Source organism: Flavobacterium zhoui (assembly GCF_042787235.1).
Taxonomy (GTDB): Bacteria; Bacteroidota; Bacteroidia; order Flavobacteriales; family Flavobacteriaceae; genus Flavobacterium; species Flavobacterium zhoui.
Genome location: NZ_JBHZPY010000012.1, coordinates 118,185 through 143,094 on the forward strand (window position 1 = coordinate 118,185; position 24,910 = coordinate 143,094).

Below are 24,910 nucleotides of genomic sequence, written 5' to 3' on the forward strand. Positions count from 1 at the left end.
AAGTACTATTTAGTAAATAAAAGTAAGAAGTATGAATCAGACCTATCTTTTAGAATGGCTAGATTTACTGGTAACTTTCACCCTGAATCCTAGCAAAACTGACGTTAATGAAATAACAACAGTCCAGTCAAAGGCTATTATTGAAAAGACAATAGAGCAAACAGTATTTATTCAATCCCAATTCAAGATCAAAGTTTTTTCTCTTAATAAGGAAAAGCAAATTAAGATTATCGTTGGGAACTATCACTCTTCCTTAATAATTTTCTTAGATAATGTTATCGAAAGAAGTCATAATGTTGCGTTTGAAAGATTCGATTTAAAACAAGTGATGAAAGCATTAATCTTGTGTTTTGATGAACTGTTATCTTTTATAGAAACGCGATTCTCGGATTATTTAAGTTTAGATATGCGCGTACCTGCTACCTATCTGGTTGTTTCCAAAAAGAAATTGAAAAAGAAAATTGACAAATTGAAAAACAACTCAACTTCTACTATAAATGATGAAAAGGTTACCGTAATACTTTTTGATAGTTTGTATTCTTTCGTGAACTCCAAAGCAAATGAAAAGGTCACATTTCGGCAAGTATTGTACAGGAAGCAATTGGTCAAAGAATTAGAATTGTTAAGAGTTCCAGAGCGGGAAGATATAGTTGGTTCTACATTAATCGAGGTTTTAATTTACATGAACTTTAATAGTCGAACATTTATCAACTATTTTACAAAGAGTGTGGCAGATCAAATAAATTGTTGTGAAAATGCCGCTGGCAAGATGGAAAAGCTTTTGTTTTATTTTAAAGAATTCAATCAGATTCATAGTAAAGATGGGGTAATCCTAAACCCGCATCATCAAGATTTGAAGACAGTACTAAGCGATTGGTTTAAACATGAAATGATGTATCTAGAGAAGAGGCTGCATTTTTCAGTTATTCCCCTGGTCAATGTTGATAAGAAACGGAATGAAACACCTATAATTGCTAATACGAACGACAAAGTTTTATGCAAGCTCTCGACAGATCAGACAGCGTTACTATTGCGTGCCTCTGATGAATTAAAAATTCTCATTGCCAAATCAATGAATCATATCTTTAAAACAATAGTGCCCTTCTTATCAACGCCTAATAAAGTCCACCTTTCTTACGATTCGATGCGCAGTAAATCTTATGTTGCTGAAGAAAGAGACAAGAAAATCGTGATTGAAACATTAGAACGTATGATAAAGCAGATAAAAGAATATTAATTGAATAGCAATATATTTACAATGTAACAAACATGAAAAAATTATCTTGTATTTTAACGGTTGTAATCATTACAATAACTAGTTGTACTAACAAGACTTTAGACGAAAAAACGGCTATCGAACTCATTAAGAAAGAATATCAGTATCCTCGGATTTTAGATTATGATATTTATCGCAGTGATCCGGAACATGCACGAAAGGTGCTAAATTCTGGATTGGAAGAGAAGGGAATGGTCACTGTGCAACGTACCCAAAAGCTAAAGGATATTTGAAAGCCTTTGATACACTTTACAGATGCAGCTAAGCCCAATTTCTTACCTACTTATGAAGATGATAAAAAAATTAATGTTCAAAAAATAAAGATTGCAGTTGAGGAATTTGATACCTTTAAAAGATCATGATTTTGAATTCCGGAAAAATGGCAATTGTTGGATATAGTACAGTACGAAATAATACTATTTTTGGATCTTTATTGAGAAAAGGTTCGACAAGAATAAAGCAACCTAAAACCCATTTTTTGTTAATGGAAAACGGATGGCAGATTATGAAGAAGTCAGATGTTAAATTATTGATTCTTCAATAAGGAGCACGCTTATTTTTATATTCGCGAACTACCCACTATAATTTTTCTCTTTCGGTTATATTTTTTTAATTATACTATTTATCAAGCCTCCTTTTTGGAGGTTTTTTTATTTTTCTATATTTTTTTTTTCACTTTTTTCCATTGTTTTTGCTGGGGTTACAAAGGGAACAACTGGGGTACAACAAAAAGTTGGACTTGTGGAGCTTTGCATTCCATCGTTTCTTTGCCCTGTAATGATGAACATCCCGGATTTGAAATACTTTTCAATTATCCGTGTTGAAAAAACTAATGTAGAACGATAAAATGAGAAAGTATGTTAACAAACATTTCATGGGCCGATTACACACTCGTAGTTGTCCTGCTTGCAGCAAGTTGGTACTTATTTGTAGGATTGCGATTTTACTTTGCAGAACTTAAAGATCTTGCAACCGGGAAAAAAAAGTTTCCGATTCGAAGTTTTCCTCAAGTTCAATCAAACGCTGATAATCTGGAAACTCCTAATGCTATTCCTTCGTCCTTAAATGAAACACATACCGACCAAGCGTTTCAGGATGTAGAGGATTTGGTAGAAAAATTGAAAAATCTTGTTGCAGATGCATTGCAAAGAAAACTACCCAAAAAGGAATTTATGTACTATCTGAGTATGGTTCTCAATGAATTTCAGACTGTAAAAAACTCGCCTTTTAGATCTTCAATCTGCGAACTGATAGTTTCTGAATGTGATAAAATCGAACGGATTCATTTAACGCAACAGGAAGTGGATGTGTTATGGGATGCATAAAATAAAATTCTATTGCGGAGGAATTATCCCTGTTTGCTCTTATGCGGTATGGCTTTATGTGACAGGAAAAAGAGTTCAGTAACAGTGATATTCCTCTGCTTTTTATTACTTAAAATAAAACTTTAAAAATGGTGTCTTATGAAAAATCGAGGGAGGGAATTAAAGAAGTTTACAATAGCAAAAATACGATCTGTTTTAGTTGTACTGCTGTTGTTTGTTGGCTATGTCACCACATATGCTCAAGACGGGGTTGCTGGTATTAATGAAGCCAATCAAAAGGTAAGAAGTTATTTTGATGCAGGGACAGAGCTTATGTATGCAGTAGGAGCCTTGCTTGGACTGATTGGTGCTGTAAAGGTCTATCAAAAATGGAATGCAGGAGATCCTGATACTGGAAAAGTAGCAGCAGCCTGGTTTGGAAGTTGTGTTTTTCTAGTTGTTGTAGCGACAGTTATCAAATCTTTCTTTGGAGTTTAAATTAAGGTGCAGGTTAGATTGAGGTGTAAAAAGCAAGACATTTAAGGAGTTAGTATCATGGCAAATACTGTATATCAAATCAATAAAGGTATTAATCAGAGCATTGAATTCAAGGGTCTCAAAGCGCAATATATCTGGTATTTAGGAGGTGGTGTTGTAATTCTTCTATTCCTTTTTTCAGCATTGTATCTCATTGGGTTGCCATCACTTGTTTGCGTTGGAGTAGTTGGCATTTCAGGAACTTTGCTGGTTGTGAAAGTATATAAAATGAGTCACAAATATGGTGAACATGGCATGATGAAAGCGTTAGCGAAAAGACAAGTTCCTACAGCGGTCAGAATTCAGAGCCGAAAGGTTTTCAAAATGGAAAACTAGCAATTGTCAAAAAAATTATAACAGGTAAAAGTGACGATGATGGAAAAGAGGATAGATGATATTTTACCGATTATGGATGTGGAACATGATTGTATTCTCTCTAAACAGGGAGATGTTACCGTAGTTTTCAAGGCAGAGTTGCCGGAAATATTCACGTTGTCCGACCAGGAGTATGAAGCGTTCCACCAAGCTTGGCTTAAAGCTATCAAATTACTTCCAAAGTTTAGTGTGTTTCACAAACAAGATTGGTTTATTGACAGCAAGTTTAAAGCCGATTTTACTAATGAAGATACAAGTTTCCTGACCCGCAGCAGTGAACGTTTTTTTAATGAACGTCCTTTTTTGGATCATTCGTGTTACATTTTACTGACTAAAAAACCAGCCCGCAGAAAAACATCAAGTTCCTTGTATTCCAATTTACTGCGGAATTCAATAGTTCCCGAAGAAACATTAAAAGCAAACCTGCGTCAGGAATTTATCGATAGCACGGGGCAATTCAGACGAATTTTAGAAGACAGCGGTTTTGTAAAATTGACCCGTCTTGGTAATGATGAACTGAGAAGTCAAAGCCGAAAGATTGGTATTATTGAGCGTTACTGTTCGCTTTCTGAAAAGGAAGACTCTTTTGTTTATAAAGATATCGCTTTCAATGAGGGCTTGCAGGTTGGAGATAATCACTGCCAAATTTACGCACTAGGAGATGCAGCGGATCTTCCTGCTCTTTGCGGTTCCAGAATCAATTTTGATAAATACTCAACAGACAAGACCAAATTTAGTATCGGCTTCGCATCAACTTTAGGACAATTACTATCGTGTAATCATATTTACAACCAATATATTTTCATTGAGGATGCTCAAAAAACATTGCAGAAGCTGGAGAGTAAAAGATTACGCTTACAGTCGTTATCAGCCTACAGCAGGGAAAATTTAATTGCACGTGATGCTACTAATGATTTTCTGAATGAAGCGATCGGTCAGCAACGCTTACCCGTTAAGGCTCATTTTAATGTGTTGGCATGGACAACGGATAAAGAAGAACTGAAAAATATAAAAAATAAGGTTTCATCCGCTTTGGCTCAAATGGATGCGGCAGCCAAGCAGGAAACCGTCGGAGCTGCTCAAATTTATTGGGCTGGTGTTCCAGGTAATGCAGCAGATTTCCCAATGAATGACACTTTCGATACATTTGCGGAGCAGGCGGTTTGTTTCCTGAATATGGAAACGGGGTATCGTTCCTCACTCAGCCCGACCGGAATACGCTTGGGTGACCGTTTGACTGGTAAACCGGTACATGTTGATATCAGTGATGAACCGATAAAAATGGGTATCTGTACCAACAGAAACAAGTTTATACTTGGACCTTCAGGTAGTGGAAAATCGTTTTTCACTAACCACATGGTGAGAAGCTATTATGAGCAAGGTACCCATATTGTGATAGTAGATGTTGGACATAGCTATAAGGGGTTGTGCGATATGGTAGGTGGCTATTATTTCACCTACGATGAAAAGAATCCAATCCGGTTCAATCCTTTTTATATCAGTGAAGGAGATACTTTGGATACGGAGAAAAAGGAAAGTATTAAAACCTTACTGCTGGCGCTGTGGAAAAAAGACGATGAAACCTTCAACCGAAGTGAATACGTGGCCTTATCCAATGCCTTGCAACTGTACTATGAAAAACTCGAATCAGACAAAGAACTTTTTCCTTGCTTCGATAGTTTTTACGATTTCCTTAAAGGTGATTTTGTTAGGGTTCTCGAAGCAGATAAGGTAAAGGAAAAAGATTTTGATATTACTAATTTCCTCTATGTGTTGCGCCCGTATTACAAAGGAGGAGAATTTGATTATCTGCTTAATGCAACTGAAAATCTAGAGTTAATGAAAGAGCGTTTTATTGTATTCGAACTGGATAATATTAAGGATCATCCGATTCTTTTTCCGGTCGTTACCATCATTATTATGGAGGTCTTTATCAGTAAGATGCGAAAGCTCAAAGGTATTCGTAAAATGATATTAATTGAGGAAGCTTGGAAAGCTATTGCTAAGGAGGGTATGGCAGAATACATAAAGTATTTATTTAAGACTGTTAGAAAATTTTATGGAGAAGCCATAGTGGTGACACAAGAGGTTGAAGATATCATTTCCTCACCCGTGGTCAAACAGGCAATCATCAATAACAGCGATTGCAAAATATTGCTCGACCAAAGTAAATACCAAAACAAATTCGACCAGATTCAGGAATTACTGGGACTTACAGAGAAAGAAAAAGCATTGGTGCTGTCGGTTAACAAAGCGAATGACCCGGATAAAAAATACAAAGAAGTTTTTATTTCCTTGGGAGGAATGCTCTCTAAGGTCTACCGCACGGAAGTATCCCTTGAAGAGTATCTGGCTTACACTACAGAAGAAACTGAAAAAATGAAAGTGCAGGCTTATGCCAAAAAGTTTGATGGTGATATTAAAAAAGGAATCGCGGCATTGGCTAATGATTTGCGTGATAAACAACGATAGTAAAAAGTTGTAGCCTTTATAAATACTTGAGAAACGAACCTAAAAATTACTACCTATGAAAACGAAGAAAAATATGATGGTGGGTTTGCTTTGTCTACTGCTCCTCAGTATTCCCGCAAGACCAGCAACAACAGTTACAGCTGTTCCCATAATTGGATTAATCAAAGATGCGGTAGCCATGGTCATAAAAGCAATTGATTTGCGAATCCAACGCTTGCAAAACAAAACGATTTGGTTGCAGAATGCCCAAAAGCAATTGGAAAATGTCCTTTCCAAAGTGAAACTGGATGAAATTTCCAACTGGACACAAAAACAAAAAGAGTTGTATAAAGAGTACTATGATGAACTCGCAAAGGTTAAATCCATAATCACCTATTATCAGCGAATAAGGGACATCACCCAAAAGCAAATAAGGCTTGTTGCCGAATACGAAAGAACCTGGAAACTATTTCAGCGTGACGATCACTTCAAGATCGAAGAATTGGCATACATGCAAAAAGTATACTCCGGCATACTGAACGAAAGTATGAAAAATATTGACCAGATTTTTTCAGTTATTGATTCTTTCACACTGCAAATGAGCGATGCTAAACGGCTTGAAATTATCAACACTGCTGCCGATCAGATTGATGAGACTTATGATGACCTTTCTCGTTTTAACAGACAAAACATGCAATTAAGCATTCAAAGAGCAAAATCAATTAATGATGTGAATGCTGTTAAGAAATTCTATGGTATTCTCAATTGAAAAACTAAAGTCATGAAAAAGATAGTATTGTTGCTGATGCTTATGGGACTTTCAAATGGGAACCTACTGGCACAAGAAAAACAAAGAGAAGAACTGCTAAAGCAAATTGCAGCATTTAAAGTGTATATCGAATATGCTCAAAAGGGATATTCCATAGCAAAAAAAGGGCTGACCGCAATAAGCGATTTTAAACGAGGAGAACTGGATCTTCATGCTGATTATTTTAATTCTTTGAATCTAATTAATCCCCAGATAAAAAACTATAACAGAGTGGTTCAGATTATTGCACTTCAAGTAAAGATTCTGAATAGCTGTAACCGTACAATAAGACATATAAATCAAAATGATCTGTTTCACGGTAGTGAAGTGGCGTACATTAAAAGAGTATTGGATCGACTGATTACCGATTGTGATACAGCAGTTGATGAGCTTATTAATGTATTGACTCAAGGGAAGCTGGAAATGAAAGATGATGAGCGACTGGAGCGAATCGATAAACTGTATCAAAGTATGCAGGAGAATTATAGTTTTTGCGAGAATTTCAGTAATCAAACCAGAATGATGGGTTTATCAAGGAACGCTGAATCTAAGGATGTAAAAACCAGCCGTGTGTTGCAGGGCGTAAACAAGAATGTACCATGAAAAGAAAACTGCTTTTAATAGTTATGATTTTGGGAGTACTTTTTCCATGTCGTGTTGCTGCTCAATCTCAGGAAATGCAGCAATTAGTTTTGAATATCGAAAAGCTGGCTCAGTTTAAACAGATTCTTGCCGATATGAAAAAAGGCTATCAGATTCTGAACGGAGGCTATAACGTTGTTAAGGATTTATCGAAAGGGAACTTTAGTCTTCATGAAACTTTCCTTGATGCGCTGATGCAAGTCAGTCCAACGGTTCAAAAATATAAGAGAGTTGGTGATATCATCAAATATCAAGTACTGTTAGTAAAAGAGTATAAAGCTGCATTTAACCGATTCAGGAATAGTGGCAATTTCAATGCGGATGAAATCGCCTATTTCGAAGAGGTATATTCCAAACTCTTCAAAGAGAGCATAAGAAATCTGGATGAGTTGACAAATGTCATTTCTGCCAATACCCTGCGAATGTCAGATGATGAAAGACTTGCCGCTATTGACAAGGTTTATGCTGACATGCAGGATAAGCTCTCTTTTCTTCGAAACTTTAATAACAATACCTCGGTCTTGGCAATCCAGCGAACTAAAGAACGCAATGACGTCAATGCTTTGCGCAGCATTTACAAAGTAAATAATTAAAAAAAATTGGATTATGATGATTAAAAGCAAGGCTGCATTATTTGCAGCCGTAGGACTGGTGTTGCCTATTGCCGGCTTTTCACAAGGTCTGGCGGATGATATGAACAGTTTGCATAGCGTACTAGATCAATTATATGATGAGATGATGCCTTTATGCAGCAACTTGCTGGGAGTTGGGCAGGGAATTGCGGGATTTGGAGCCATATGGTATATCGCCTCCCGGGTTTGGCGGCATATCGCAAGTGCTGAACCTATCGATTTTTATCCACTTTTCCGTCCTTTTGTTATCGGATTCTGCATTATGATTTTCCCTTCCGTATTGGATATGATCAATGGAGTAATGAAACCTACTGTTACGGCAACCGCATCGATGGTGGAAAGTTCGAATAAAGCGATTGAATTACTACTACAAAAAAAAGAAGAAGCAATCAAGAGTACGAATGCTTGGCAGATGTATGTCGGTGAGGACGGGAGTGGAGACCGTGACAAATGGTATAAATACACGCATGATGATGCCAATCCTTCTGATGAGGGCAGCTTTGAAGGAATAGGAAATGATGTAAAATTTGCCATGTCCAAGGCCTCGTTCAATTTTCGTAATTCAGTAAAGGAATGGATGAGTGAAGTTTTAATGGTTCTTTTTGAAGCGGCTTCACTGTGTATCGATACCCTTCGAACTTTTCAACTTATAGTACTTTCTGTTTTGGGGCCCCTAGTTTTTGGTATTTCAGTTTTCGATGGTTTTCAACATACACTTACGGTTTGGCTGGCACGATACATTAATATTTACATATGGCTTCCGGTTGCCAATATTTTCGGCAGTATCATAGGAAAGATACAGGAGAAGATGCTGCAACTGGACATCGCACAAGCGAATGACTATGGGGATACTTTTTTTAGCAAAACCGATATGGCTTATCTGGTGTTTATGATCATTGGGATTGTCGGCTACTTCACTGTTCCTTCGGTTGCAAATTATATAGTACACGCCGGTGGCGGTGGGGCCTTAGGTCAAAAAGTAACCAGTATTTTTAGCAATACTACAACTTCAGCTGTTAACAGTGTCTCCTCAGGTGCAGGAATGGTGGTGGATGGTATGGGCAATGCAGCAGGGCGAATGTCTCAAAGCATGTCTGGATCCAGCAGTTCGTCTCCTTACTTCAAAGACAAGGAGAGTTATATGGGCGATAAATTAAGAGGCAATTCCTAACGGTTAAAAAAACGCATTATGTTTAGTAAAATGAAGAATATTGACACGGCCTTTCGCCATGTACGCGGCTTTACTATGTTGGTGGTTGGCGGAAGTTTGATAATGAGTTGTTTTGCCCTTTATAAGAGTTTTAGTCTTGTATCGCAGATGCAAGAGAAGGTCTATATATTGGCTAATGGGAAAGCACTAGAAGCGTATGCTTCCGACAGAAAAGATAATATTCCAGTGGAGGCAAGGGATCATGTGGTGACCTTTCATAAGTTATTCTTCACTCTTGATCCAGATGATAAAGTGATAAAAACTAATGTTACCAAGGCACTGTACCTAGCAGATGACAGTGCAAAACGGATCTATGATGATCTGAAAGAGAACGGGTATTATTCCGGCATAATTTCAGGAAATATCAGTCAAACCATACAGGTGGACAGTGTTGCCGTAGACATTAATAAATATCCCTACCATTTTCGATGTTATGCCACTCAAAATATCGTACGAACTACTAGTGTTGCCCACCGCAGTTTAATAACAGAGGGGAATCTTCGCAATGTTTCGCGAAGTGACAATAATCCGCATGGCTTTTTAGTAGAGCGATGGAATACGATCGAAAATAGGGATTTGAGTACTGAAAACAGAAAATAATAAACCTCATTTTATGCTATTCTCCTTTAAAAGAAACAATAAAAAGGCCCCCGACAAAGCGGATTACTTTCAAGGAAATCTGTTGCGGCAATTTGAAGAAGCCAATCTTCGAGTACAACATAAGTGCGCGCATTGGATGGAGAGAAAAACAGCCCATTTATCACGTAAAAGCTGGATTTTGATTCTGATCTGTTTTACAGTTTTAACGAGCGGTTACAGTATCTATCTGATGATTGGCAGTTTTTCAGACACTGCGATTAATGTTGAAGCTATTACAACGATTGTAAAATCAACAAATGGCAGACAAGCCGCTGAAAAGGACAAGTTAAACGTGCCAATTAGCAAAGCTGAATTTGAAAAAACAGTACGCTTTCGAAGGTATATGGAGCGTCTGGGACATAGCGCTACTGGGAAGAAAGTCCAAGACAGCATCATGCGATACCGTCCTGGATTACTGGATAGTCTTACCATAGTAGAAAAGTATTATCACTCACAATTTAAAAAATAATATCATGGAAGAAAAAAAGAAATCACCAAAAATGTTGAGACAACGCAAAATACTTTTAGTGATGCCATTTGTAGTGTTGCCCTTTATTACAATTTTGTTTTGGGTCTTGGGGGGAGGAAAAATGGATGCAGCGAATGCTTCGGTTGTGGAGGAAAAAGGATTTAATATAAAACTTCCGGACGCAAACTTGAAAGAAGGTCCTAATTTGGATAAAATGCATTACTATGATCAGGCAGCACTTGACTCAATTAAACTAGAAGAGCTAATTAAGAAGGATCCCAACTATCTCAGTCAGTCTTTTCAGGAAGATTCAACAGAAACGGGCGCCATCTCTACTAATCGAATCCCTTCTGGAAAATCCCCTACAGGCTTAAATGCCCTTATGTATCGTGATCCTAATGAAGTGAAAGTACATCAAAAGCTGGAAGCGTTACAAAGAGTAATAAATGCCCCCATTGCTCCGGCACCAAGTCGAAATTCGAAGAATTTTGCCAATAGAAATGCAAATGCGTTGGAGTCCGAAGATGTTGAAAAGATGGAAGAAATGATGACATCGATGAATACCCATAGTAATGAACCAGACCCTGAATTGAAGCAACTCAGCGGCATGCTGGAAAGCATATTAGACATTCAGCATCCTGACAGGGTAGAGGAAAAATTGCGAAAGGTTTCCGAATCCAAACGGGGACAGGTATTTTCCATTACTACTTCAACAGTGGAAGACAATATTTCTTCCTTGCAAACTACTTCTTCAAATGGTACTGTATCTGGTACGAGGCTTAAAGGCAATACCTTCTTTTCTTTGGATGACCTAGCAATAGCGGATTATGTTCAAAATGCAATAACTGCTGTTATACATGAAACGCAGACTATTGTAAATGGGTCCACAATAAAGCTGAGGCTGAGCAATGCTATTTTTATCAATGGAGTTGAAATCCCAAAGAATAATTTTTTGTTTGGAATAGCATCTTTACAGGGGGAAAGACTCCTAATAAAAATCAATAGTATTCGATATGAGAACTCGTTATTCCCTGTTGATCTCACCGTTTACGATTTGGATGGACTCATCGGTATTTACATGCCTGGAGCAATTAATCGCGAAGTGGCCAAAGCATCTGCAGACCGCGCTGTTCAAACACTAGGCGTTGCATCTCTGGACAATTCATGGGGAGCACAAGCAGCTGGGGTAGGTCTCGAGGCGGCTAAAACACTTTTCAGTAAAAAAGCAAAGCTTATCAAAGTAGTGGTCAAGTCAGGCTATGAGGTATTGCTTCGGGATGAAAATCAAAAACAAAAGGATTCTAATTAAAAACCAAAAATTATTTACTATGAAGAACTTAAAAAAAATGGTAATGGTCTATACTGTACTCTTTACCATCGGTGCATTTGCGCAGCAGACAGACAAAAATCGTCTAACTACAATTGAGTCCGATTCTGTAGCTATTGGGTATGCAAAAACAACCAATATTGTATTTCCCTATGCTATTAAGAGTGTTGATCGCGGTAGTCAGGATATATTGGTTCAAAAAGCCAAGGGACTTGAGAATATACTGCAGATTAAGGCTGCACAACGGGGGTTCATTCAAACCAATCTTACCGTAGTTACAGCAGATGGAAAATTGTATTCTTTTGTTCTGAATTATGATGAACTATCCCCTCAATTGAATCTCTCTGTGAATAAAATAGAACTGGAGCGACAGGAAATCTATTTTTCAGATGAAAGCGGTAACAAGGAGGAGATACAAGAATATTCCAAGTTAGCTTTCTATGAAAAGAGCAAAATCCGAGGTGGAAAGGAAAATAGACATGAAATCAAATTTCAATTAAATGGAATTTTTATCCAAAACGATATCATGTTTTTCAGGCTAATAGTCGAAAACAGTTCTAAAATAAAGTATGATATTGACCAGCTCCGTTTTTTTATTCGGGATACTAAAAAAGTAAAACGAACCGCCACACAGGAAATTGAAATTTCACCAATTTTTATTCTTAATAATGTCGCTGCTATTGACGGAGAGGCAGAAAATACGTTCGTGTTTGCGCTATCTAAATTTACGATTCCAGAAGATAAATACTTGGCGATACAGCTGATGGAAAAGAATGGAGGTAGACATATGGAATTGGATGTAAAGAACAAAAAAATTGAAAAAGTCATAGTCTTACCGACTTTGTAGTTATTAATCATTTAAATAAAAGAGTCATGAACGAGAAAAATTTTGAATACTTAAAAGACCAGATTAAGTACACCGGTTTCGGTGAAGGACTGGAAAATGAGTTAAAGGAAAAAATGCAGCAACAAACTCCGAGTTTTACATTGAATCACGATGCTCATTACGGAAACGATATTGCGTTAGCTACATTGAATTTTAAGAAGTCGGATCAGAGTGATATGTATTTCTTTAATTCCTATAAGGTGGATTTGCAAAAAGACAATTCTAAGGAATCATTGGAGCAGACCTTTTACATCAATAAGGGAAGTAATATTACTATGAAGGAAGCGTATAACCTTATGGAAGGAAGAGCAGTGAATAAGGACCTGACCAGTAAAGAAGGTCAGGTTTATAATTCTTGGGTTCAGATGGATTTTAAGGAAGCGGATAACAGTGGCAATTTCAAGCTCAACCAGTACCATCAGAACTATGGCTATGATTTGGAGTCAGCACTGTCCAAACATCCAATCAAAGAATTGGAAAATGCAAAATTTAAAGAAGATTTGATGGATTCCCTAAAAAAAGGAAACCTGCAATCAGCTACTTTCTTACAGGATGGTAAAGAAGTCAAGCATTATATTGAAGCCAATCCTCAATTCAAAACCATCAATGCATACGATGGGAATCTGAAACGTATTGATAACCGCCAGACGAAAGAGGAAAAGCAATCTGAAGGGCAAAGTACAGCAATGAAGCAAGATAATAAAAGACAGAGCCAAAGTAGCGATGATGATGGACCTGCCGCTCCGCAGGAAGCTAAAAAGAGAAAAAAAAAGCAGTCTAATTCAATGTAGATCCTGATGGAAGTATTAAAACCCTTATCCGATTTCTTTAAAGCAATACAGGATGATTACCGAATTAGCATCACGCATATCGGTATATATGTCGCTCTATTGCAGTTTAGAGCAGGTAAGGGTTTTATTAATCCGATACGGGCATACAGATACGAGATTATGGACATAGCCAAAATTTCTTCCCCTAAAACATATTATAAATGCATGCGAGAATTAAGCGAATATGGTTATATCAAGTATGAGTCAACTCGTAAACGAAACCAGGGGAGTACCATTTATTTCCCTTACCCTATATCTAATATACGAAGTCAAATTTAAGATCTAGAACGATGAAAAAGTTAACAATTGCGGAACTTCCCAATGCAGTGGAAACATTATATGGAAAGATGGAATCTATCGAAACATTGTTAAATGAAAAGAATCATATTTATGGGCATAATGATAGGAAAAAAAGATATTTCATACAGGAAAAATGCAGCACAAACTTTAATAAAAGTGATTTGGCACAATTCTTCTACATTCTTATGGATGAAGAAATTTTATTTTTTAGAGCTAAAGGTCAAAACTGCAATCGGAGCAAAATGCAGCATTTTATACAAACAAACTTTACCTATACCGGGGATTCTAATTTACAAGTCGAAATCGACACTATCAGCAAACAATTTTCTGAATCTAAAGGCTTTACTTATCGAGATAAACAGTTACGATTTCTAGATAAAATTATTGCTATTTTACAAGAAAGAAAGCATAAACTAACTAAAAGGTAGTTTTTTATAGTTTTGTTATCCCATTGCATCTTCATTCATCATAAAAAAATGTCTTATGTCAAAACAAGGAAAAGAAAACAAATTCTCTTATTTAGCGGCAATCAAGCAATTGTTAGATCCTTTGTATACCCGATTAGAGAAAATTGATGGTAAGATTAAAGCCGAGAAAATCAACGAATCTAATCGCTACTACAGGAATGAGGATTTGAAAAAACTATTCGGATTATCAAATAATACCATTATCAAATACCGACAGACCGGAGTACTGCCTTTTACCAAACTGGGTGATATATATTTGTATGAATCTACTAAAATTAAAAAAATATTATCCGAAAATGAGAAATAAAAGGCAAATTAAATCTGTTTTTTGGCAGGTAAATAGTAAGTCTTTCTTCATTTTTTGATGGATGTACACTTAGAAATAACAAAAGGATTCCAATTGGAGTCCTTTTGTTATTTAATTGAATTTTCTTTTAAGTATCTTGTATTTGGTGATCAGCTATATTTTTGTTTTAGCTTAGTCATATCCTCCATCACATTTACATCTAATACTTTTGCGTAATGTTGTGTCTGCTTAATATTAGTATGACCCATCATTGATGAAACATTTTCAATCCTCACTCCATTCCCAAGCGTTACCGTTGTTGCAAAGGTATGCCTTGCCACGTACCACGTTAAATTTTTAGTTATACCGCACAAGTCAGCAATCTCCTTGAGATAAGCATTCATTTTTTGATTGGAAATCTGAGGTATCAGTCCAATTTGAAGATTTTTGTATTTATTAATGATCTTCAGGGTGAGAGGTAGAATAGGGACGTTAGCTCTGATTGCTGTTTTGGTTCTATTAGTCATAATCCAAAGTGAATCACTGCTATCTTGGAATATATTACTAGCCGTAAGATTAGAGGCATCAACGGGGGCATAACCCGTGTAGCAGCTAAAAAGGAATACATCCTTAATCCGTTCCAAACGTTCCACTGAAAATTTCTTATTTTCTATTCGATCTAATTCTTCTTGGGTTAGAAAAACAGCGTCTTTAATACTTAACTTTCCATCGTAAAGATTAAATGGATTTTTCTCCAGTAATCCCATTCTGATGCAATAATTACAGGCAGTTTTGTACATTCTCATATATTTTACCATTGAGTTGTTTTTAATGCCTATTCGTCCTTTAAAATTACTTTCATACTTTAGATACGATTCAAGATTGAAAACAAAAGCGCTGGAAACCTCATTTGAAGGAAGATCTTCGACGCCGTACTGCTGTTTCATAAAGTTTACGAGTAATTCCTTAGAACGTCCATACTTTTGGAATGAAGCTTTAGATCGCTCTCCAGCCGTTACTTTTTTTTCAAAGTAAACATTGTGCTTATCCATAATTTCTACAATGCTTGCCCCTTTTGTTTGACTAGTAGTTTTACCGTTAAACTCATTTTTAACCTGCACCAATGAAATATCGGGACTTACTTTGGTTAGTTCATTAAATTTCTTTTCGAGATTCAATTGAAAAAGATCTAAACTGTGTTTTAAAACCTTTTCTTTTTCAAGTTTTAGCACTGTTCTTAGGTTTTTGGTAAATAGCCACCGTTCTTTTAGGATTGATTTGCCGGTAGTCATCGTGATTGACTGTTGGTTGTAAGATACACGGGCAAAAATAGGAGATTCTCCCTTTTTGTTGGCCTTTCCGGCCTTGAGGTAAAAAATTACTTTTAACATAACTTCTTGTTTTTAAATTAATAATCAAATTGATTTAAAAACTTTGAAAGTTACTAGTGGTGGCTGGGAATTCCCGGGGAATTCTTCCGATTTAGTGACCCTGTTTTCTCTAAAAAGGCAGAAAATGAAATAGGGTCACCAATAGGGTCACTGTTCTTTGATTCTATAGGTGCTTTTTGACATATTATAAAAAACGAAAAAGCCTTTAAATACTACTATTTAAAGGCTTTTGATTTTTAAAGTTTCTTTTGAAACCTTATGTGGCGGAGAAAGAGGGATTTGTTTATTTTTTTAAAGTGCTGTAAAATAAGACTTCGCAAAGCTTTTATTTTAAGTGACACCTCAACTGACACCTCTCAATATGTTAGCAAATTGTTCTAAATTTCAATTACTCAAATATAAGGATTTTTTTGCTGGAATTAATGATTAATTGTAATAATTTGAACTGGTTAGACAATATTTTTTGAACTGGTAAAGTTCAAAATTTAGTTGCCTAAAATTTAATTTCTATCCAATTATCAAGGGTTCAACTTGTTCAATTTTTAGGCTGGTGTATTGGCAAAATTCCTCAATAGATACAAACTCATTTTGGAGCTTATTGAGCGCTTGTCTAATTTTTTGAAGCAGTCTAATACTTTGACGATAACTCTTTCCTGTTATGCGTTGTATGTCTTTCGGGTAGATACACAATCTCTTGTTTTCGGTTCTCATACTCTATCTATGGCTTTGATTGGGCTTTGAGATACACTAATGTACTGTTGGCCAAAGTTTCTTGGAGTAAAATTAATCAAAAAAAGGATGCGTTTATTCCCGCAGAAACAAGCTACGGTATCTTTCTTCCAATAGGGTCTTGTATTTCTCCTTGTATTCCTCCGATAGGAATGAATTATTGATCCATTGGAAGGCGATGACCTTGTTTTTCTGGAAGCGTTTTGCGATTCCTTTTATTTGTTTTTCGTTAAGACCGAGGTTGATACCGAGTCTTTCGAAATTTTCCCATTTGAGTTTTTTCTTTTTGCCTTCTATCGTTAATGCCAGTTCCTCGGTGTCGTCCGGATTTATTATGGCCACATTCAGTAGATCATAGGCTGGAGCCAATGTCCAGGTTTCATTAGAATAGATCATCGAAAAATTCTTCAGATGCATATCATTGTTTCCGGTGAGGAAACTGAAAACACCCGATTCCAGAAAATACAATTTGTCCAACAGGGTGTTGTCCGAATATTCATTTATAGCTTTGCCTACTTTTTCCATCGAGCTTTTGTATTTATCAAAAGCTTCCGTGATCTGGAACATATCGAGCATATGGATCTTCTCTCCCGAGTCTGTTCGGTCGATGCGTTTAGTAATGTAAGATAGTTCGCCGGATTGCAATCTGATCAAGCTAGACTTTACGGTGTTGATTCCGAAAGCTTCGGCAATGCGCATCGTCAGGTGTTCGTTTTCGGACATTTCAGTAAATTGGTCGGATGGTGGTTTGAAAATGTAATTTCCTCCCAAGGCTCCAACAACGGTAAGACGCCCTTTGTTTCCGTCCTGCAGAGAGTCATTCACGATGGATAGGGATAGTTTTGGTTGTACACCTGGAACTGCCACACTCCGTTCCACCACGTTTTTAGCCAATTCTGCCATTTGTTTTAATGAATGCTCGAATACTGGTGGCTGTTTGGTGCCGAAAAACTCTAGGCTGCACTGTTCGTGGAAATCACCAACACTTTTGTCCTCCAATGGTTTGTAGCAATATAGACACTTCTTACTCATTTTCGTTTGATATTGGTTGAATACTAACCGCTCCGATGCAATTCTGGCAACAAGCCAAGAGCAAGCCCATTCTGTCATTTGGATTTATTTTCCAGTTTTTGGATGCAATATCCAAAAGCCAGCCTTCTGGGATCAATCCTTCGAAAAAAGGAAATAATCGTTTGTCTGTATAGCTTTTTGACCTGACCGGCATCGTTAAGGTGATTCCTTCTTTGAAATGTTCCAATGCATAATTTTGGTCGTATTCGAAGATGTAGTCCCCGTCGTCTGTTTCGGTGAGGATGCCCGCCAGAAACTCTTTGTAATATACGGATGCTTTTCTCATATTATTTAGTCTTCAATTTTGAATAATTCCCTTGCATTTACCGGTGCCAAGGTATGCCCAAACATTTTGAGCACTTGGTTTACTTTTTCGAGGTTGAGGTTTTCTTTTCCTTGTTCTATTTTTCGAATGACGGTAAGTGCTACTCCAGCGCGTTCCGCAAAGGCTTCCTGAGTGAGTTTTACTTCGTTTCTTTTCTCTTTTACAAAATCGGCTAGTGTGTTCATAATTATATGCTTTTGCATTGATTTTAAGTAAATATAGTAAATTATATGTAAAAGCATATAATTCATTTAAATAAAATATATTTATATGTAAAAGCATATAAATATTGTTCGGTTCTATTTCCGATACAGAGTGACATTTATGCTTATAAATGACATTTATACCACTGTAGGACATATGGAATATAGCTGTGTTCTAAATTATTTGTTTAAGTGTAATCTTTGTTTAGAAATCAATCGAAAGGTGTTGCAACAGGATGATGATTGAGGGAATTTGAAACAATTATTAATTTAAAATTTTAGAAATTATGGCAAGGCAAAAAGGCATAATTAAGTTAAAAGGTACTATCGGGGATATTACTTTTTACAAAACCAAAGATGGGCATTTAGCACGTGAAAAAGGCGGCATTGATGCAAGCAGAATTGCGAGCGATCCTGCGTTCCAGAGAACGCGCGAGAATGGAGCCGAATTTGGAAGAGCAGGAAAGGCAGGCAAAGTTTTGAGAACGGCAATGCGAACTTTGCTGATTAATTCTGCTGATAGCAGAATGGTAAGTCGATTGACTCAATCTATGATTAAAGTCATTCAGGCGGACATGGTAAGTGAGCGAGGATTGCGAAATGTTATTGATGGTGAGGCAGAATTACTTGCCGGTTTCGAATTCAACATTAGAGGAAAGCTGGGCACTGCTTTATTTGCTCCTTTTGTGGGGACGATTGACCGTGCTACTGGTGATATTATGGTTGATTTATTGCCGTTTGTTCCTGCGAACATGATTGCGGCTGCTAGTGGAACTACTCATTTCAAAATCATATCTGCAGGTGCGGAAATTGATTTTGAAGCAGAAACCTTTGTCGTTGCTACTTCGGAAACGGATATTCTACCTTGGGATTCGAATCAAACCGTTGCTATCAATCATGCTAATCCAGTCACTCCAGGCAGCACAAAACCATTGTTTTTGGCTTTAGGTCTTGAATTTTTTCAAGAGGTAAACGGTAAAATGTATCCTTTAAAAAATGGATCTTTTAATCCATTGGCTTTGGTTCAGGTAAGCGGGCTTTAAGATGGTTTTAGTGTTAAATAGGACGTATTTCCCTGAGGGAACGCAAGGGGTTTTGGAATGGAACGGCACAATAGTTTGTTATACCATCGAATTGCCCTGGTTGGGAAACCAAAAGTGGATTTCTTGCATTCCCGAGGGAGAATATATCTTACAGAAGCGGTTTAGCCCAAAATTCAAATGGCACTTGCATTTGATGAATGTTCCGCGAAGAGATTTGATTTTAATCCATCCCGCCAATGACGCCAGAAAAGAGTTGATGGGCTGCATTGCTCCTGTAACCAAGCATACCGAAATTGGAAAGGGCAGTAATTCCCGAAAAGCGTTGGAAAAGCTCAAAACGATGGTTTATGCAGCTTTAGAACGTAAAGAAGAAATAAAAATTAGTATCCAGTCTAAAAAAGAAATAGTATGAAAATAGTAGAAAGAATAAAAGCACCCACACCCAAGTTTTTCAAGATATTAAGAAGTATAGGTTTGGCTTTGTTGGCCATTAGTGGAATAATTGTGGCTGCACCTATTATTTTACCCGCAACAGTGGTCGCTGTTGCAGGTTATATGGCTGTGGCCGGTGGAGTGATTTCGGCAGTAAGTCAAATGACTGTTGCGGAGGAGAACCTAAATAAACCGAGAGATGGAGACTAATATTTCTCTCCGAACTGGAACTGCATCTGGAACATTTTTGAGCGTTTTGCCCAATATTCTTTCGGAAGATATTGCAAAAACAATTATCTTAGCGGTCGTGGGAGCCACTGCCAGTTTTATGGTTTCGCTCCTTTTAAAATGGTTGACAAAATCTAAAAATAAATAGTCTGGTTATGATTGGTAACCTTTTCCAGAGTACCCAAGGAAGCCTAGTCGCAAGACCAGGCTTTCTTGTTTTTTATATTTCCGCGAAAATACTCAATGTCACTTCTTCGATGACCACTTTGGCATTATTGGAGAACAATCCGTTGTATTTGGCACAGTCGATTGCTTTTGGTCTGCTGTCAAATATTCCGAAAAGACTCTTGAAATTTTGCTTTTCCACAAATCGGTTTGGTGTAGAATGAACAGTTTCATATAATTGATATTTAGGTTAATAAATATTATTTACTGCAGTAGCGGTTTAAAATAGCTCTCCGTATTTCGTTGATAAGTGCAATATTCTGATGCAATTGATCCTCTTAGTGTTCCAGCAACCTCAACGCCTAAACTTGTTTTTGGTGCAGCTCGTGTTCCTGCATCATTTCATTGACTTTAAACTCAAAATCTTTCTTGAAATCGTTTATGCGCAAAAATGGAATTACGGATCCAATTAAAAATTGGTGCCAGAAATTCGATTTCCAAAGGCTATAAGCAAGCCAGTAGACCGTTTCGGCATACTTTTCGTCTGGACAGATGATTACGAAGCTGTTGGTAAAGGGTTCTTTTTGGGGTTTTCCACTATTCATTCCTTTATTGAGGATAAAGATTTGGTTTCCCTTGTATGCAGTGTCTTTTTGGTGGGTCTTGATGATGAAATTTGGCATAGTGTCGTTGGTTTAAAAAATTAAACATCATTTCTCGAAAAGAAAAAAGAGAAAAAAAGAAAGCCATAAAAAGAGCAGCAATGACGAACGGGAACGGAGGAAGGAACGACCGACTGGAAGTGAGGAATGGATGCTAAATTTGCTGGTTTTTTTTCTCTTTCTTTTCGAGAAAATGCACTAAGGTTCTTGTTGAAGATTTTAACACCCCCAAGCACCGCAAGGAATGGAGCTAAAATGAAGCGATAGCGGAATTATAGCGGAATGAATGAGGAGCGCAGTGGCGGGGTTGCGGCAATCGAACAGCCACGCTAGACCGAGAACGGAACGAAGCTTGCGGAGTAGAGAGAAGGAATAGCAGCGTGAAACGGCGGGGAAAAAACATAAGACAGCCGATAGGCGTTCCTTGATTTAGGGCAAAGCGACCTCATCAAAATGATTTTATACAAGTGATTTGTAAATATTAACTAAGTGTTTCTTAAAAATATATTGAGGTAAGCGGAGCCAACCCCGATGGCTGTGCGAAGGAGCAACCGCTGAAAAAATAAAGGGCGACAGACATAATACTGCTGGAATGCAGTGTAACGGAGCCTGCGGAGTGTAACGGAATGAAGCGGTATTGTGGATGTACTAGCCCTGCCGAACGCAGGAAGAGAACGTGTGAAGATGAGGAACGAACAGCGGAAAAAATAAGGTTGCCTATTTTTTGGCTGCCTTATTTTTTTGTGCTGTGAAGTGTTTGTGGAATGGAGGAAGGCACGACCGACTGGAACAGCCGAACGGAACAAAGGGAACGACCGCAGAGAGACCGCTTTATTGCCCGTGATGTTTAACGGGAATATTATATAAAAGTGGTTTATTAAATGATTTGTTTTACAAACGTATGATTCAGAAACGTTTGCCTTTACTTTACATTGGGGGGTGCGCATGAGCAAAGTGAACTAACAAAGTAATTCGTACCCAATTCCACTTTCAAAACAAATTCAGCAAAATTATTTTTAAATCATTATCCAATCCAGCATAATTTCTCGCGGAACTAAAATAATAATCTTCTGGTAATGTCACTATTTTGTCTTTTACCGGATTGTTATGAATATAATTAACTTTCTGTTTTATAAACTGATTTGTTTCAACAATTTCTGCATGATAGCCATTTTGCCATACATTGTAATGTTGTTCTTTTTTTAAATGCTCACATGCTTTTGTAAAATATACCAACATCCATTCCCGTCGACTCTCCGGCATTTCTTGAATGGTTTGTATGATTTTCTTTGAAGTGTATTTTTTAAAATCTCGCATAATGTCTGACAATACATAACCGTTTGTTCCCTTGCATAACAAATGAATGTGACTCGACATTATACAATAGGCGTATATTTCTAATCCTTTGTTTTTTTGACAGTATTCCAACGCATTGATGATATTGTATTTCTGATTGAGCCTTGTGAATATATCTATCCAGCCTACAGCGGTTATAGTTATAAAAAAGGCTTCTTCTGTTGTAGTCGCTTTATATTTTGTGGACATAAATTCTGTTTTTAAATAACAAAACTACAACTTTTTGATGGTTGTAGTTTTTTGTTTTAGTTTGTCTTTGTTTGCGGGCACGGATTGCAAATCCGCGCTATCGTTCCGACGACATATCTGCGCGATCTGGGCTATCGTTGCCGACATATCCGAGCCATCAGGGTTGGTTACGATGCTCGAAAAAGCATTTAAAAAAATACCCAACGATACAAATCTGACTTTACACTCCGATCAAGGCTGGCAGTATCAAATGAAACAATATCAATACTTGTTAAAAGAAAAAGGAATTAAACAAAGTATGTCAACAAAAGGAAACTGTTTAGATAATGCTATTATAGAAAACTTCTTTGGAATACTAAAATCAGAACTGTTTTACATACAAAAATTTGCAAGTTTAGATGAATTAAAGCGGGAAATTAAAAAATATATAAACTATTACAATAGCGTAAGAATTAAATCAAATTTAAACAAAATGAGCCCGATACAATATCGAGCTCATTATTATCAAAATTAATTATAAATTTGTCCAAACTTTTGGGTGCAGTCCAATTTGCTCGGTTTTTTATTTCATAAATAATTCATTAATGACAAATCAATCAATTTTTCTTAACAAAAAAAGATATAATTGCCGCAATAATACCAAATAATATTAAAATTATAATTCTGTAATATTTGAAATTATAATATCTATTAACTGCACTATCATTAGGCTTTTTTTTAAAATCTATCAGTGTATAAATTATGAAAGCTATTGCAATAGAATAAAATATATATTCCATATTCTAATATTTTTAAGATTTATCATTTTACTTATCCATTTCATCTAGAGCTCTATCGCCTAGATTAAATATGTTATCATTCACTATCTGTTCTGTTGGTCCAAACGCACTTGACCCTCCAAGTTTTCTCGAAACTGCCTCAATTGTTGCTTTTCTTACAAATTTTGCAAAAGAGAATTTACCTTCAAATGCGTCATTAAGTAATTCTAAGCCAGTACCAGTAACAGAAAAACCACTTCCTATAGTAGCCATTGTTGCCCCAAGTGGAGCACCGATTCCCGTGGCACTTACAGGAACTGCTGCTAAAGTTATAGCATCTCCTCCATCTTGTAATGCTCCTGGCCCAAAATCCCCTAAAGCATCAACAATTCCTTTATTTTCAGAAATATGAACTCCTCCTTTTGTAATGTAACTGGCATCATCTACATCTGTTTTTGCTCCATTATTGACAGTATAATTTCCATCAGCGGCAAACGCAATAAATTCCTCTCCATCAGCACTATGAGCAGTAGCATCCTTAAATACTTTTTCAACACCTTTATAACCTTTAGCTTCAGCTTGTTCTTTAGTTGTTATTGCTGAATCATAAGTTATTGCTTGTTTACCATCACTCGTTCTATGTTCAATCCAATCATCAGCTTTCATTCCATCAGGGTCAACAAAGAAAACAGGATTATTAAGAGCATATGTATATGGGCTGAATCTACGTGATTTCTCCGCCAACGGGTCAACATTCATCCAGCGACCAAGTGCAGGGTCATAGTTTCTAGCTCCATAGTCGTACATGTTAAGCCCCAGCTCGTCCTGCAGTTCTTTTCCGTTGTACTTATACTTCTGTGCCGTTGCATTTCCCAAAGAACCTGTTACATTATTGTATCCTTTTTGTTTTAATCCAAAAGGGTAATAGTTGTTCTCCTCTACAATTTCACTAGTGTTTACAAGTCCATCATTGTTACCATCTCCGTAACTTAACCTTACATTCCCTAAATGATCTTTATATTGGTAAATGTATGAAAAAGTGCCGGAATTATTTGCTACATACCCTTCGGGTTGGGAGAAAAATTTCATAGCACCATTTTCGTAAATAAATCCTCCTGCATAATCTGTAGTGATACCGTTTACTATTTTTTGTTGTTTTGACCCAGTGGCATCATAAACGTAATTAATCTTTTGCCCTGCTATGGTAACTTGCGTGGGTAAATTTAAATAGTTGTAAGCTATTGCACCAATGCTCTTGTTGGTATCGGTTATCATGTTGCCATTGCTGTCATAAGTATAATCTATGCTGGTGTCAGCAGCTGATCCTATAAAATCATCTTTAAATCCATAAGTATCATTAGCACTGTCGGATACGATTTGAAGTTTGTTGCCCCCATCATAGGTATAAGTTAGGTTGTCCATTAGGCCAAAATCAGATGGATTCGTAATTAGAGGAACGCCCCCTACAATCTCACCGAGCCTTGTCAGATTAGTAATGTTTCCGTTTTTGTCATAAGCTAAACTTTCATTGAACTTGTTTAAATTATCGGTGGCATTGGTTAATCTATTTAAAGGATCATAGGTATAGATGTAGTTTTTTAAACTAGAATCCGAATTTGCCGTTTTCCAAAAGGTTTGGCTTATGTTTCCATTATATAATTTTTTGGATACATCGGCAATGTCATTGTAATTGATTTGGAAAGCAAATAAATCGGTACCAATCGTATTCACATCGTTGATGTTCTTGAGCCATCCACGAATGTTGTATTTGAAGTCTACCGTTTGTAAACGCGCTTGGTTGCTATTTCCCCCAACGCCTTTACTGATCAATTGCCCTAGCTCATCATAAGTGTTTGCGACAATGATTTCTTCTAATTGACTATTTATTTTCTGTTTTTGGCTTAGGAGTCTTCCTGCAT

The 24,910-nt window shown here is 36.8% G+C and carries 30 protein-coding genes and 1 pseudogene; 23 read left to right on the forward strand and 8 right to left on the reverse strand.

The genetic code is table 11. The features are described 5' to 3' along the window. The first annotated feature begins 31 nt into the window (after positions 1-31). The 18 genes from ACFX5F_RS13415 (at position 32) to ACFX5F_RS13500 (ending at position 14,460) form a co-directional block, all read left to right on the forward strand. Positions 32-1,237 carry a hypothetical protein gene (locus ACFX5F_RS13415; RefSeq protein ID WP_379852514.1) on the forward strand — a complete coding sequence of 402 codons (1,206 nt, stop codon included), beginning with the start codon at positions 32-34 and terminating at the stop codon, positions 1,235-1,237. A 32-nt stretch (positions 1,238-1,269) separates the two neighbouring features. Then, the gene (locus tag ACFX5F_RS13420; protein WP_379852515.1) at positions 1,270-1,509 is read left to right on the forward strand and encodes a hypothetical protein; all 240 of its coding nucleotides are present in this window, start codon (positions 1,270-1,272) and stop codon (positions 1,507-1,509) included. A gap of 131 nt (positions 1,510-1,640) precedes the next feature. Then, entirely contained in the window at positions 1,641-1,820 is a 180-nt protein-coding gene (locus ACFX5F_RS13425; protein WP_379852516.1) for a hypothetical protein, read from the forward strand. A 313-nt stretch (positions 1,821-2,133) separates the two neighbouring features. After that, positions 2,134-2,601 (forward strand): hypothetical protein, encoded by a 468-nt coding sequence (locus ACFX5F_RS13430; protein ID WP_379852517.1) that lies wholly within the window; start codon positions 2,134-2,136, stop codon positions 2,599-2,601. Between the two features lie 138 nt (positions 2,602-2,739). Further along, entirely contained in the window at positions 2,740-3,078 is a 339-nt protein-coding gene (locus tag ACFX5F_RS13435; protein ID WP_379852518.1) for a DUF4134 domain-containing protein, read from the forward strand. 57 nt (positions 3,079-3,135) lie between these two features. Next, complete coding sequence (locus ACFX5F_RS13440) at positions 3,136-3,453, forward strand: DUF4133 domain-containing protein (protein ID WP_379852519.1); 318 nt, start codon at positions 3,136-3,138, stop codon at positions 3,451-3,453. 39 nt (positions 3,454-3,492) lie between these two features. After that, positions 3,493-5,964, forward strand: a complete 2,472-nt coding sequence (locus ACFX5F_RS13445) for a TraG family conjugative transposon ATPase (protein WP_379852520.1) — start codon at positions 3,493-3,495, stop codon at positions 5,962-5,964. 55 nt (positions 5,965-6,019) lie between these two features. Next, positions 6,020-6,712 (forward strand): conjugal transfer protein TraI, encoded by a 693-nt coding sequence (locus ACFX5F_RS13450; RefSeq protein ID WP_379852521.1) that lies wholly within the window; start codon positions 6,020-6,022, stop codon positions 6,710-6,712. 12 nt (positions 6,713-6,724) lie between these two features. Next, on the forward strand, positions 6,725-7,354 hold the full coding sequence (locus tag ACFX5F_RS13455) for a hypothetical protein (protein ID WP_379852522.1): 630 nt from the start codon (positions 6,725-6,727) through the stop codon (positions 7,352-7,354). Further along, positions 7,351-7,986: a TerB family tellurite resistance protein gene (locus ACFX5F_RS13460; RefSeq protein WP_379852523.1), complete on the forward strand. Its 636-nt coding sequence runs from the start codon at positions 7,351-7,353 to the stop codon at positions 7,984-7,986. Before ACFX5F_RS13455 ends, ACFX5F_RS13460 begins: the two co-directional genes overlap by 4 nt. A 13-nt stretch (positions 7,987-7,999) precedes the next feature. Continuing rightward, positions 8,000-9,196 (forward strand): conjugative transposon protein TraJ, encoded by a 1,197-nt coding sequence (gene traJ / locus ACFX5F_RS13465; RefSeq protein ID WP_379852524.1) that lies wholly within the window; start codon positions 8,000-8,002, stop codon positions 9,194-9,196. A gap of 30 nt (positions 9,197-9,226) precedes the next feature. Next, the gene (traK, locus tag ACFX5F_RS13470) at positions 9,227-9,835 is read left to right on the forward strand and encodes a conjugative transposon protein TraK (protein WP_379852545.1); all 609 of its coding nucleotides are present in this window, start codon (positions 9,227-9,229) and stop codon (positions 9,833-9,835) included. Between the two features lie 13 nt (positions 9,836-9,848). Beyond that, positions 9,849-10,343 (forward strand): hypothetical protein, encoded by a 495-nt coding sequence (locus ACFX5F_RS13475; RefSeq protein ID WP_379852525.1) that lies wholly within the window; start codon positions 9,849-9,851, stop codon positions 10,341-10,343. 31 nt (positions 10,344-10,374) lie between these two features. Beyond that, a complete protein-coding gene (gene traM / locus ACFX5F_RS13480; protein ID WP_379852526.1) occupies positions 10,375-11,652 on the forward strand; it encodes a conjugative transposon protein TraM in 1,278 nt (425 codons plus the stop codon). A 19-nt stretch (positions 11,653-11,671) separates the two neighbouring features. Then, positions 11,672-12,517 carry a conjugative transposon protein TraN gene (traN, locus tag ACFX5F_RS13485; RefSeq protein WP_379852527.1) on the forward strand — a complete coding sequence of 282 codons (846 nt, stop codon included), beginning with the start codon at positions 11,672-11,674 and terminating at the stop codon, positions 12,515-12,517. Between the two features lie 26 nt (positions 12,518-12,543). After that, positions 12,544-13,347 (forward strand): hypothetical protein, encoded by an 804-nt coding sequence (locus ACFX5F_RS13490; protein WP_379852528.1) that lies wholly within the window; start codon positions 12,544-12,546, stop codon positions 13,345-13,347. A 329-nt stretch (positions 13,348-13,676) separates the two neighbouring features. After that, the gene (locus ACFX5F_RS13495) at positions 13,677-14,114 is read left to right on the forward strand and encodes a hypothetical protein (protein WP_379852529.1); all 438 of its coding nucleotides are present in this window, start codon (positions 13,677-13,679) and stop codon (positions 14,112-14,114) included. Positions 14,115-14,169: 55 nt separating this feature from the next. Beyond that, on the forward strand, positions 14,170-14,460 hold the full coding sequence (locus ACFX5F_RS13500) for a MerR family transcriptional regulator (RefSeq protein ID WP_073211558.1): 291 nt from the start codon (positions 14,170-14,172) through the stop codon (positions 14,458-14,460). Between the two features lie 149 nt (positions 14,461-14,609). Here the strand turns inward: ACFX5F_RS13500 and ACFX5F_RS13505 are convergent, their stop codons facing one another. The 4 genes from ACFX5F_RS13505 to ACFX5F_RS13520 all read right to left on the reverse strand — a co-directional run bounded on the left by ACFX5F_RS13505 (position 14,610) and on the right by ACFX5F_RS13520 (position 18,140). Continuing rightward, entirely contained in the window at positions 14,610-15,830 is a 1,221-nt protein-coding gene (locus ACFX5F_RS13505) for a site-specific integrase (protein WP_379852530.1), read from the reverse strand. Positions 15,831-16,634: 804 nt separating this feature from the next. Next, entirely contained in the window at positions 16,635-17,558 is a 924-nt protein-coding gene (locus tag ACFX5F_RS13510; protein WP_417398493.1) for a HipA domain-containing protein, read from the reverse strand. Positions 17,559-17,583: 25 nt separating this feature from the next. Beyond that, a complete protein-coding gene (locus tag ACFX5F_RS13515) occupies positions 17,584-17,916 on the reverse strand; it encodes a HipA N-terminal domain-containing protein (protein ID WP_379852532.1) in 333 nt (110 codons plus the stop codon). A 5-nt stretch (positions 17,917-17,921) separates the two neighbouring features. Continuing rightward, the gene (locus tag ACFX5F_RS13520) at positions 17,922-18,140 is read right to left on the reverse strand and encodes a helix-turn-helix domain-containing protein (protein ID WP_379852533.1); all 219 of its coding nucleotides are present in this window, start codon (positions 18,138-18,140) and stop codon (positions 17,922-17,924) included. Between the two features lie 305 nt (positions 18,141-18,445). Between ACFX5F_RS13520 and ACFX5F_RS13525 the strand changes: the two genes are divergently transcribed. Genes ACFX5F_RS13525 through ACFX5F_RS13540 form a run of 4 tightly spaced genes read left to right on the forward strand, consistent with a single transcriptional unit; the run spans position 18,446 to position 20,009 of the window. Next, positions 18,446-19,201 carry a hypothetical protein gene (locus ACFX5F_RS13525; protein WP_379852534.1) on the forward strand — a complete coding sequence of 252 codons (756 nt, stop codon included), beginning with the start codon at positions 18,446-18,448 and terminating at the stop codon, positions 19,199-19,201. A 1-nt stretch (position 19,202) separates the two neighbouring features. Next, the gene (locus tag ACFX5F_RS13530) at positions 19,203-19,613 is read left to right on the forward strand and encodes a DUF5675 family protein (RefSeq protein WP_379852536.1); all 411 of its coding nucleotides are present in this window, start codon (positions 19,203-19,205) and stop codon (positions 19,611-19,613) included. Continuing rightward, positions 19,610-19,843 (forward strand): hypothetical protein, encoded by a 234-nt coding sequence (locus tag ACFX5F_RS13535; RefSeq protein WP_379852537.1) that lies wholly within the window; start codon positions 19,610-19,612, stop codon positions 19,841-19,843. Before ACFX5F_RS13530 ends, ACFX5F_RS13535 begins: the two co-directional genes overlap by 4 nt. Next, positions 19,833-20,009, forward strand: coding sequence for a hypothetical protein (locus ACFX5F_RS13540; protein ID WP_379852538.1), 177 nt, complete (start codon positions 19,833-19,835; stop codon positions 20,007-20,009). The genes ACFX5F_RS13535 and ACFX5F_RS13540 overlap by 11 nt, the downstream gene beginning before the upstream one ends. Positions 20,010-20,081: 72 nt before the next feature. Here the strand turns inward: ACFX5F_RS13540 and ACFX5F_RS13545 are convergent, their stop codons facing one another. The 3 genes from ACFX5F_RS13545 to ACFX5F_RS13555 all read right to left on the reverse strand — a co-directional run bounded on the left by ACFX5F_RS13545 (position 20,082) and on the right by ACFX5F_RS13555 (position 22,233). Continuing rightward, positions 20,082-20,228 (reverse strand): hypothetical protein, encoded by a 147-nt coding sequence (locus ACFX5F_RS13545; protein WP_379852539.1) that lies wholly within the window; start codon positions 20,226-20,228, stop codon positions 20,082-20,084. Between the two features lie 160 nt (positions 20,229-20,388). Next, complete coding sequence (locus ACFX5F_RS13550; RefSeq protein ID WP_379852540.1) at positions 20,389-20,709, reverse strand: DUF6943 family protein; 321 nt, start codon at positions 20,707-20,709, stop codon at positions 20,389-20,391. A gap of 969 nt (positions 20,710-21,678) precedes the next feature. Further along, on the reverse strand, positions 21,679-22,233 hold the full coding sequence (locus ACFX5F_RS13555; RefSeq protein WP_379852541.1) for an REP-associated tyrosine transposase: 555 nt from the start codon (positions 22,231-22,233) through the stop codon (positions 21,679-21,681). Positions 22,234-22,405: 172 nt separating this feature from the next. On the opposite strand from ACFX5F_RS13555, the pseudogene ACFX5F_RS13560 reads away from it, so the two are divergent. Further along, positions 22,406-22,747: pseudogene (locus ACFX5F_RS13560) on the forward strand (transposase); the annotation flags it as partial. 292 nt (positions 22,748-23,039) lie between these two features. Here the strand turns inward: ACFX5F_RS13560 and ACFX5F_RS13565 are convergent. Next, positions 23,040-24,910, reverse strand: a 1,871-nt coding sequence (locus ACFX5F_RS13565; protein ID WP_379852542.1) for an RHS repeat domain-containing protein, incomplete at its 5' end; no start/stop codon positions are given.

Bases quoted from the DNA above. Each gene is read 5' to 3' on its own strand.
- traJ (WP_379852524.1), top strand. From the start codon at position 8,000: ATGATGATTAAAAGCAAGGCTGCATTATTTGCAGCCGTAGGACTGGTG.
- ACFX5F_RS13475 (WP_379852525.1), top strand. From the start codon at position 9,849: ATGCTATTCTCCTTTAAAAGAAACAATAAAAAGGCCCCCGACAAAGCG.
- ACFX5F_RS13430 (WP_379852517.1), top strand. From the start codon at position 2,134: ATGTTAACAAACATTTCATGGGCCGATTACACACTCGTAGTTGTCCTG.
- ACFX5F_RS13455 (WP_379852522.1), top strand. From the start codon at position 6,725: ATGAAAAAGATAGTATTGTTGCTGATGCTTATGGGACTTTCAAATGGG.
- ACFX5F_RS13520 (WP_379852533.1), bottom strand. From the start codon at position 18,140: ATGAACACACTAGCCGATTTTGTAAAAGAGAAAAGAAACGAAGTAAAA.
- ACFX5F_RS13505 (WP_379852530.1), bottom strand. From the start codon at position 15,830: ATGTTAAAAGTAATTTTTTACCTCAAGGCCGGAAAGGCCAACAAAAAG.
- ACFX5F_RS13500 (WP_073211558.1), top strand. From the start codon at position 14,170: ATGTCAAAACAAGGAAAAGAAAACAAATTCTCTTATTTAGCGGCAATC.
- ACFX5F_RS13450 (WP_379852521.1), top strand. From the start codon at position 6,020: ATGAAAACGAAGAAAAATATGATGGTGGGTTTGCTTTGTCTACTGCTC.
- ACFX5F_RS13535 (WP_379852537.1), top strand. From the start codon at position 19,610: ATGAAAATAGTAGAAAGAATAAAAGCACCCACACCCAAGTTTTTCAAG.
- ACFX5F_RS13515 (WP_379852532.1), bottom strand. From the start codon at position 17,916: ATGAGAAAAGCATCCGTATATTACAAAGAGTTTCTGGCGGGCATCCTC.
- ACFX5F_RS13490 (WP_379852528.1), top strand. From the start codon at position 12,544: ATGAACGAGAAAAATTTTGAATACTTAAAAGACCAGATTAAGTACACC.
- ACFX5F_RS13495 (WP_379852529.1), top strand. From the start codon at position 13,677: ATGAAAAAGTTAACAATTGCGGAACTTCCCAATGCAGTGGAAACATTA.
- ACFX5F_RS13530 (WP_379852536.1), top strand. From the start codon at position 19,203: ATGGTTTTAGTGTTAAATAGGACGTATTTCCCTGAGGGAACGCAAGGG.
- ACFX5F_RS13460 (WP_379852523.1), top strand. From the start codon at position 7,351: ATGAAAAGAAAACTGCTTTTAATAGTTATGATTTTGGGAGTACTTTTT.
- ACFX5F_RS13550 (WP_379852540.1), bottom strand. From the start codon at position 20,709: ATGCCAAATTTCATCATCAAGACCCACCAAAAAGACACTGCATACAAG.
- traK (WP_379852545.1), top strand. From the start codon at position 9,227: ATGAAGAATATTGACACGGCCTTTCGCCATGTACGCGGCTTTACTATG.
- ACFX5F_RS13420 (WP_379852515.1), top strand. From the start codon at position 1,270: ATGAAAAAATTATCTTGTATTTTAACGGTTGTAATCATTACAATAACT.
- ACFX5F_RS13540 (WP_379852538.1), top strand. From the start codon at position 19,833: ATGGAGACTAATATTTCTCTCCGAACTGGAACTGCATCTGGAACATTT.
- ACFX5F_RS13435 (WP_379852518.1), top strand. From the start codon at position 2,740: ATGAAAAATCGAGGGAGGGAATTAAAGAAGTTTACAATAGCAAAAATA.
- traN (WP_379852527.1), top strand. From the start codon at position 11,672: ATGAAGAACTTAAAAAAAATGGTAATGGTCTATACTGTACTCTTTACC.
- ACFX5F_RS13555 (WP_379852541.1), bottom strand. From the start codon at position 22,233: ATGTCCACAAAATATAAAGCGACTACAACAGAAGAAGCCTTTTTTATA.
- ACFX5F_RS13525 (WP_379852534.1), top strand. From the start codon at position 18,446: ATGGCAAGGCAAAAAGGCATAATTAAGTTAAAAGGTACTATCGGGGAT.
- ACFX5F_RS13440 (WP_379852519.1), top strand. From the start codon at position 3,136: ATGGCAAATACTGTATATCAAATCAATAAAGGTATTAATCAGAGCATT.
- ACFX5F_RS13445 (WP_379852520.1), top strand. From the start codon at position 3,493: ATGGAAAAGAGGATAGATGATATTTTACCGATTATGGATGTGGAACAT.
- traM (WP_379852526.1), top strand. From the start codon at position 10,375: ATGTTGAGACAACGCAAAATACTTTTAGTGATGCCATTTGTAGTGTTG.
- ACFX5F_RS13415 (WP_379852514.1), top strand. From the start codon at position 32: ATGAATCAGACCTATCTTTTAGAATGGCTAGATTTACTGGTAACTTTC.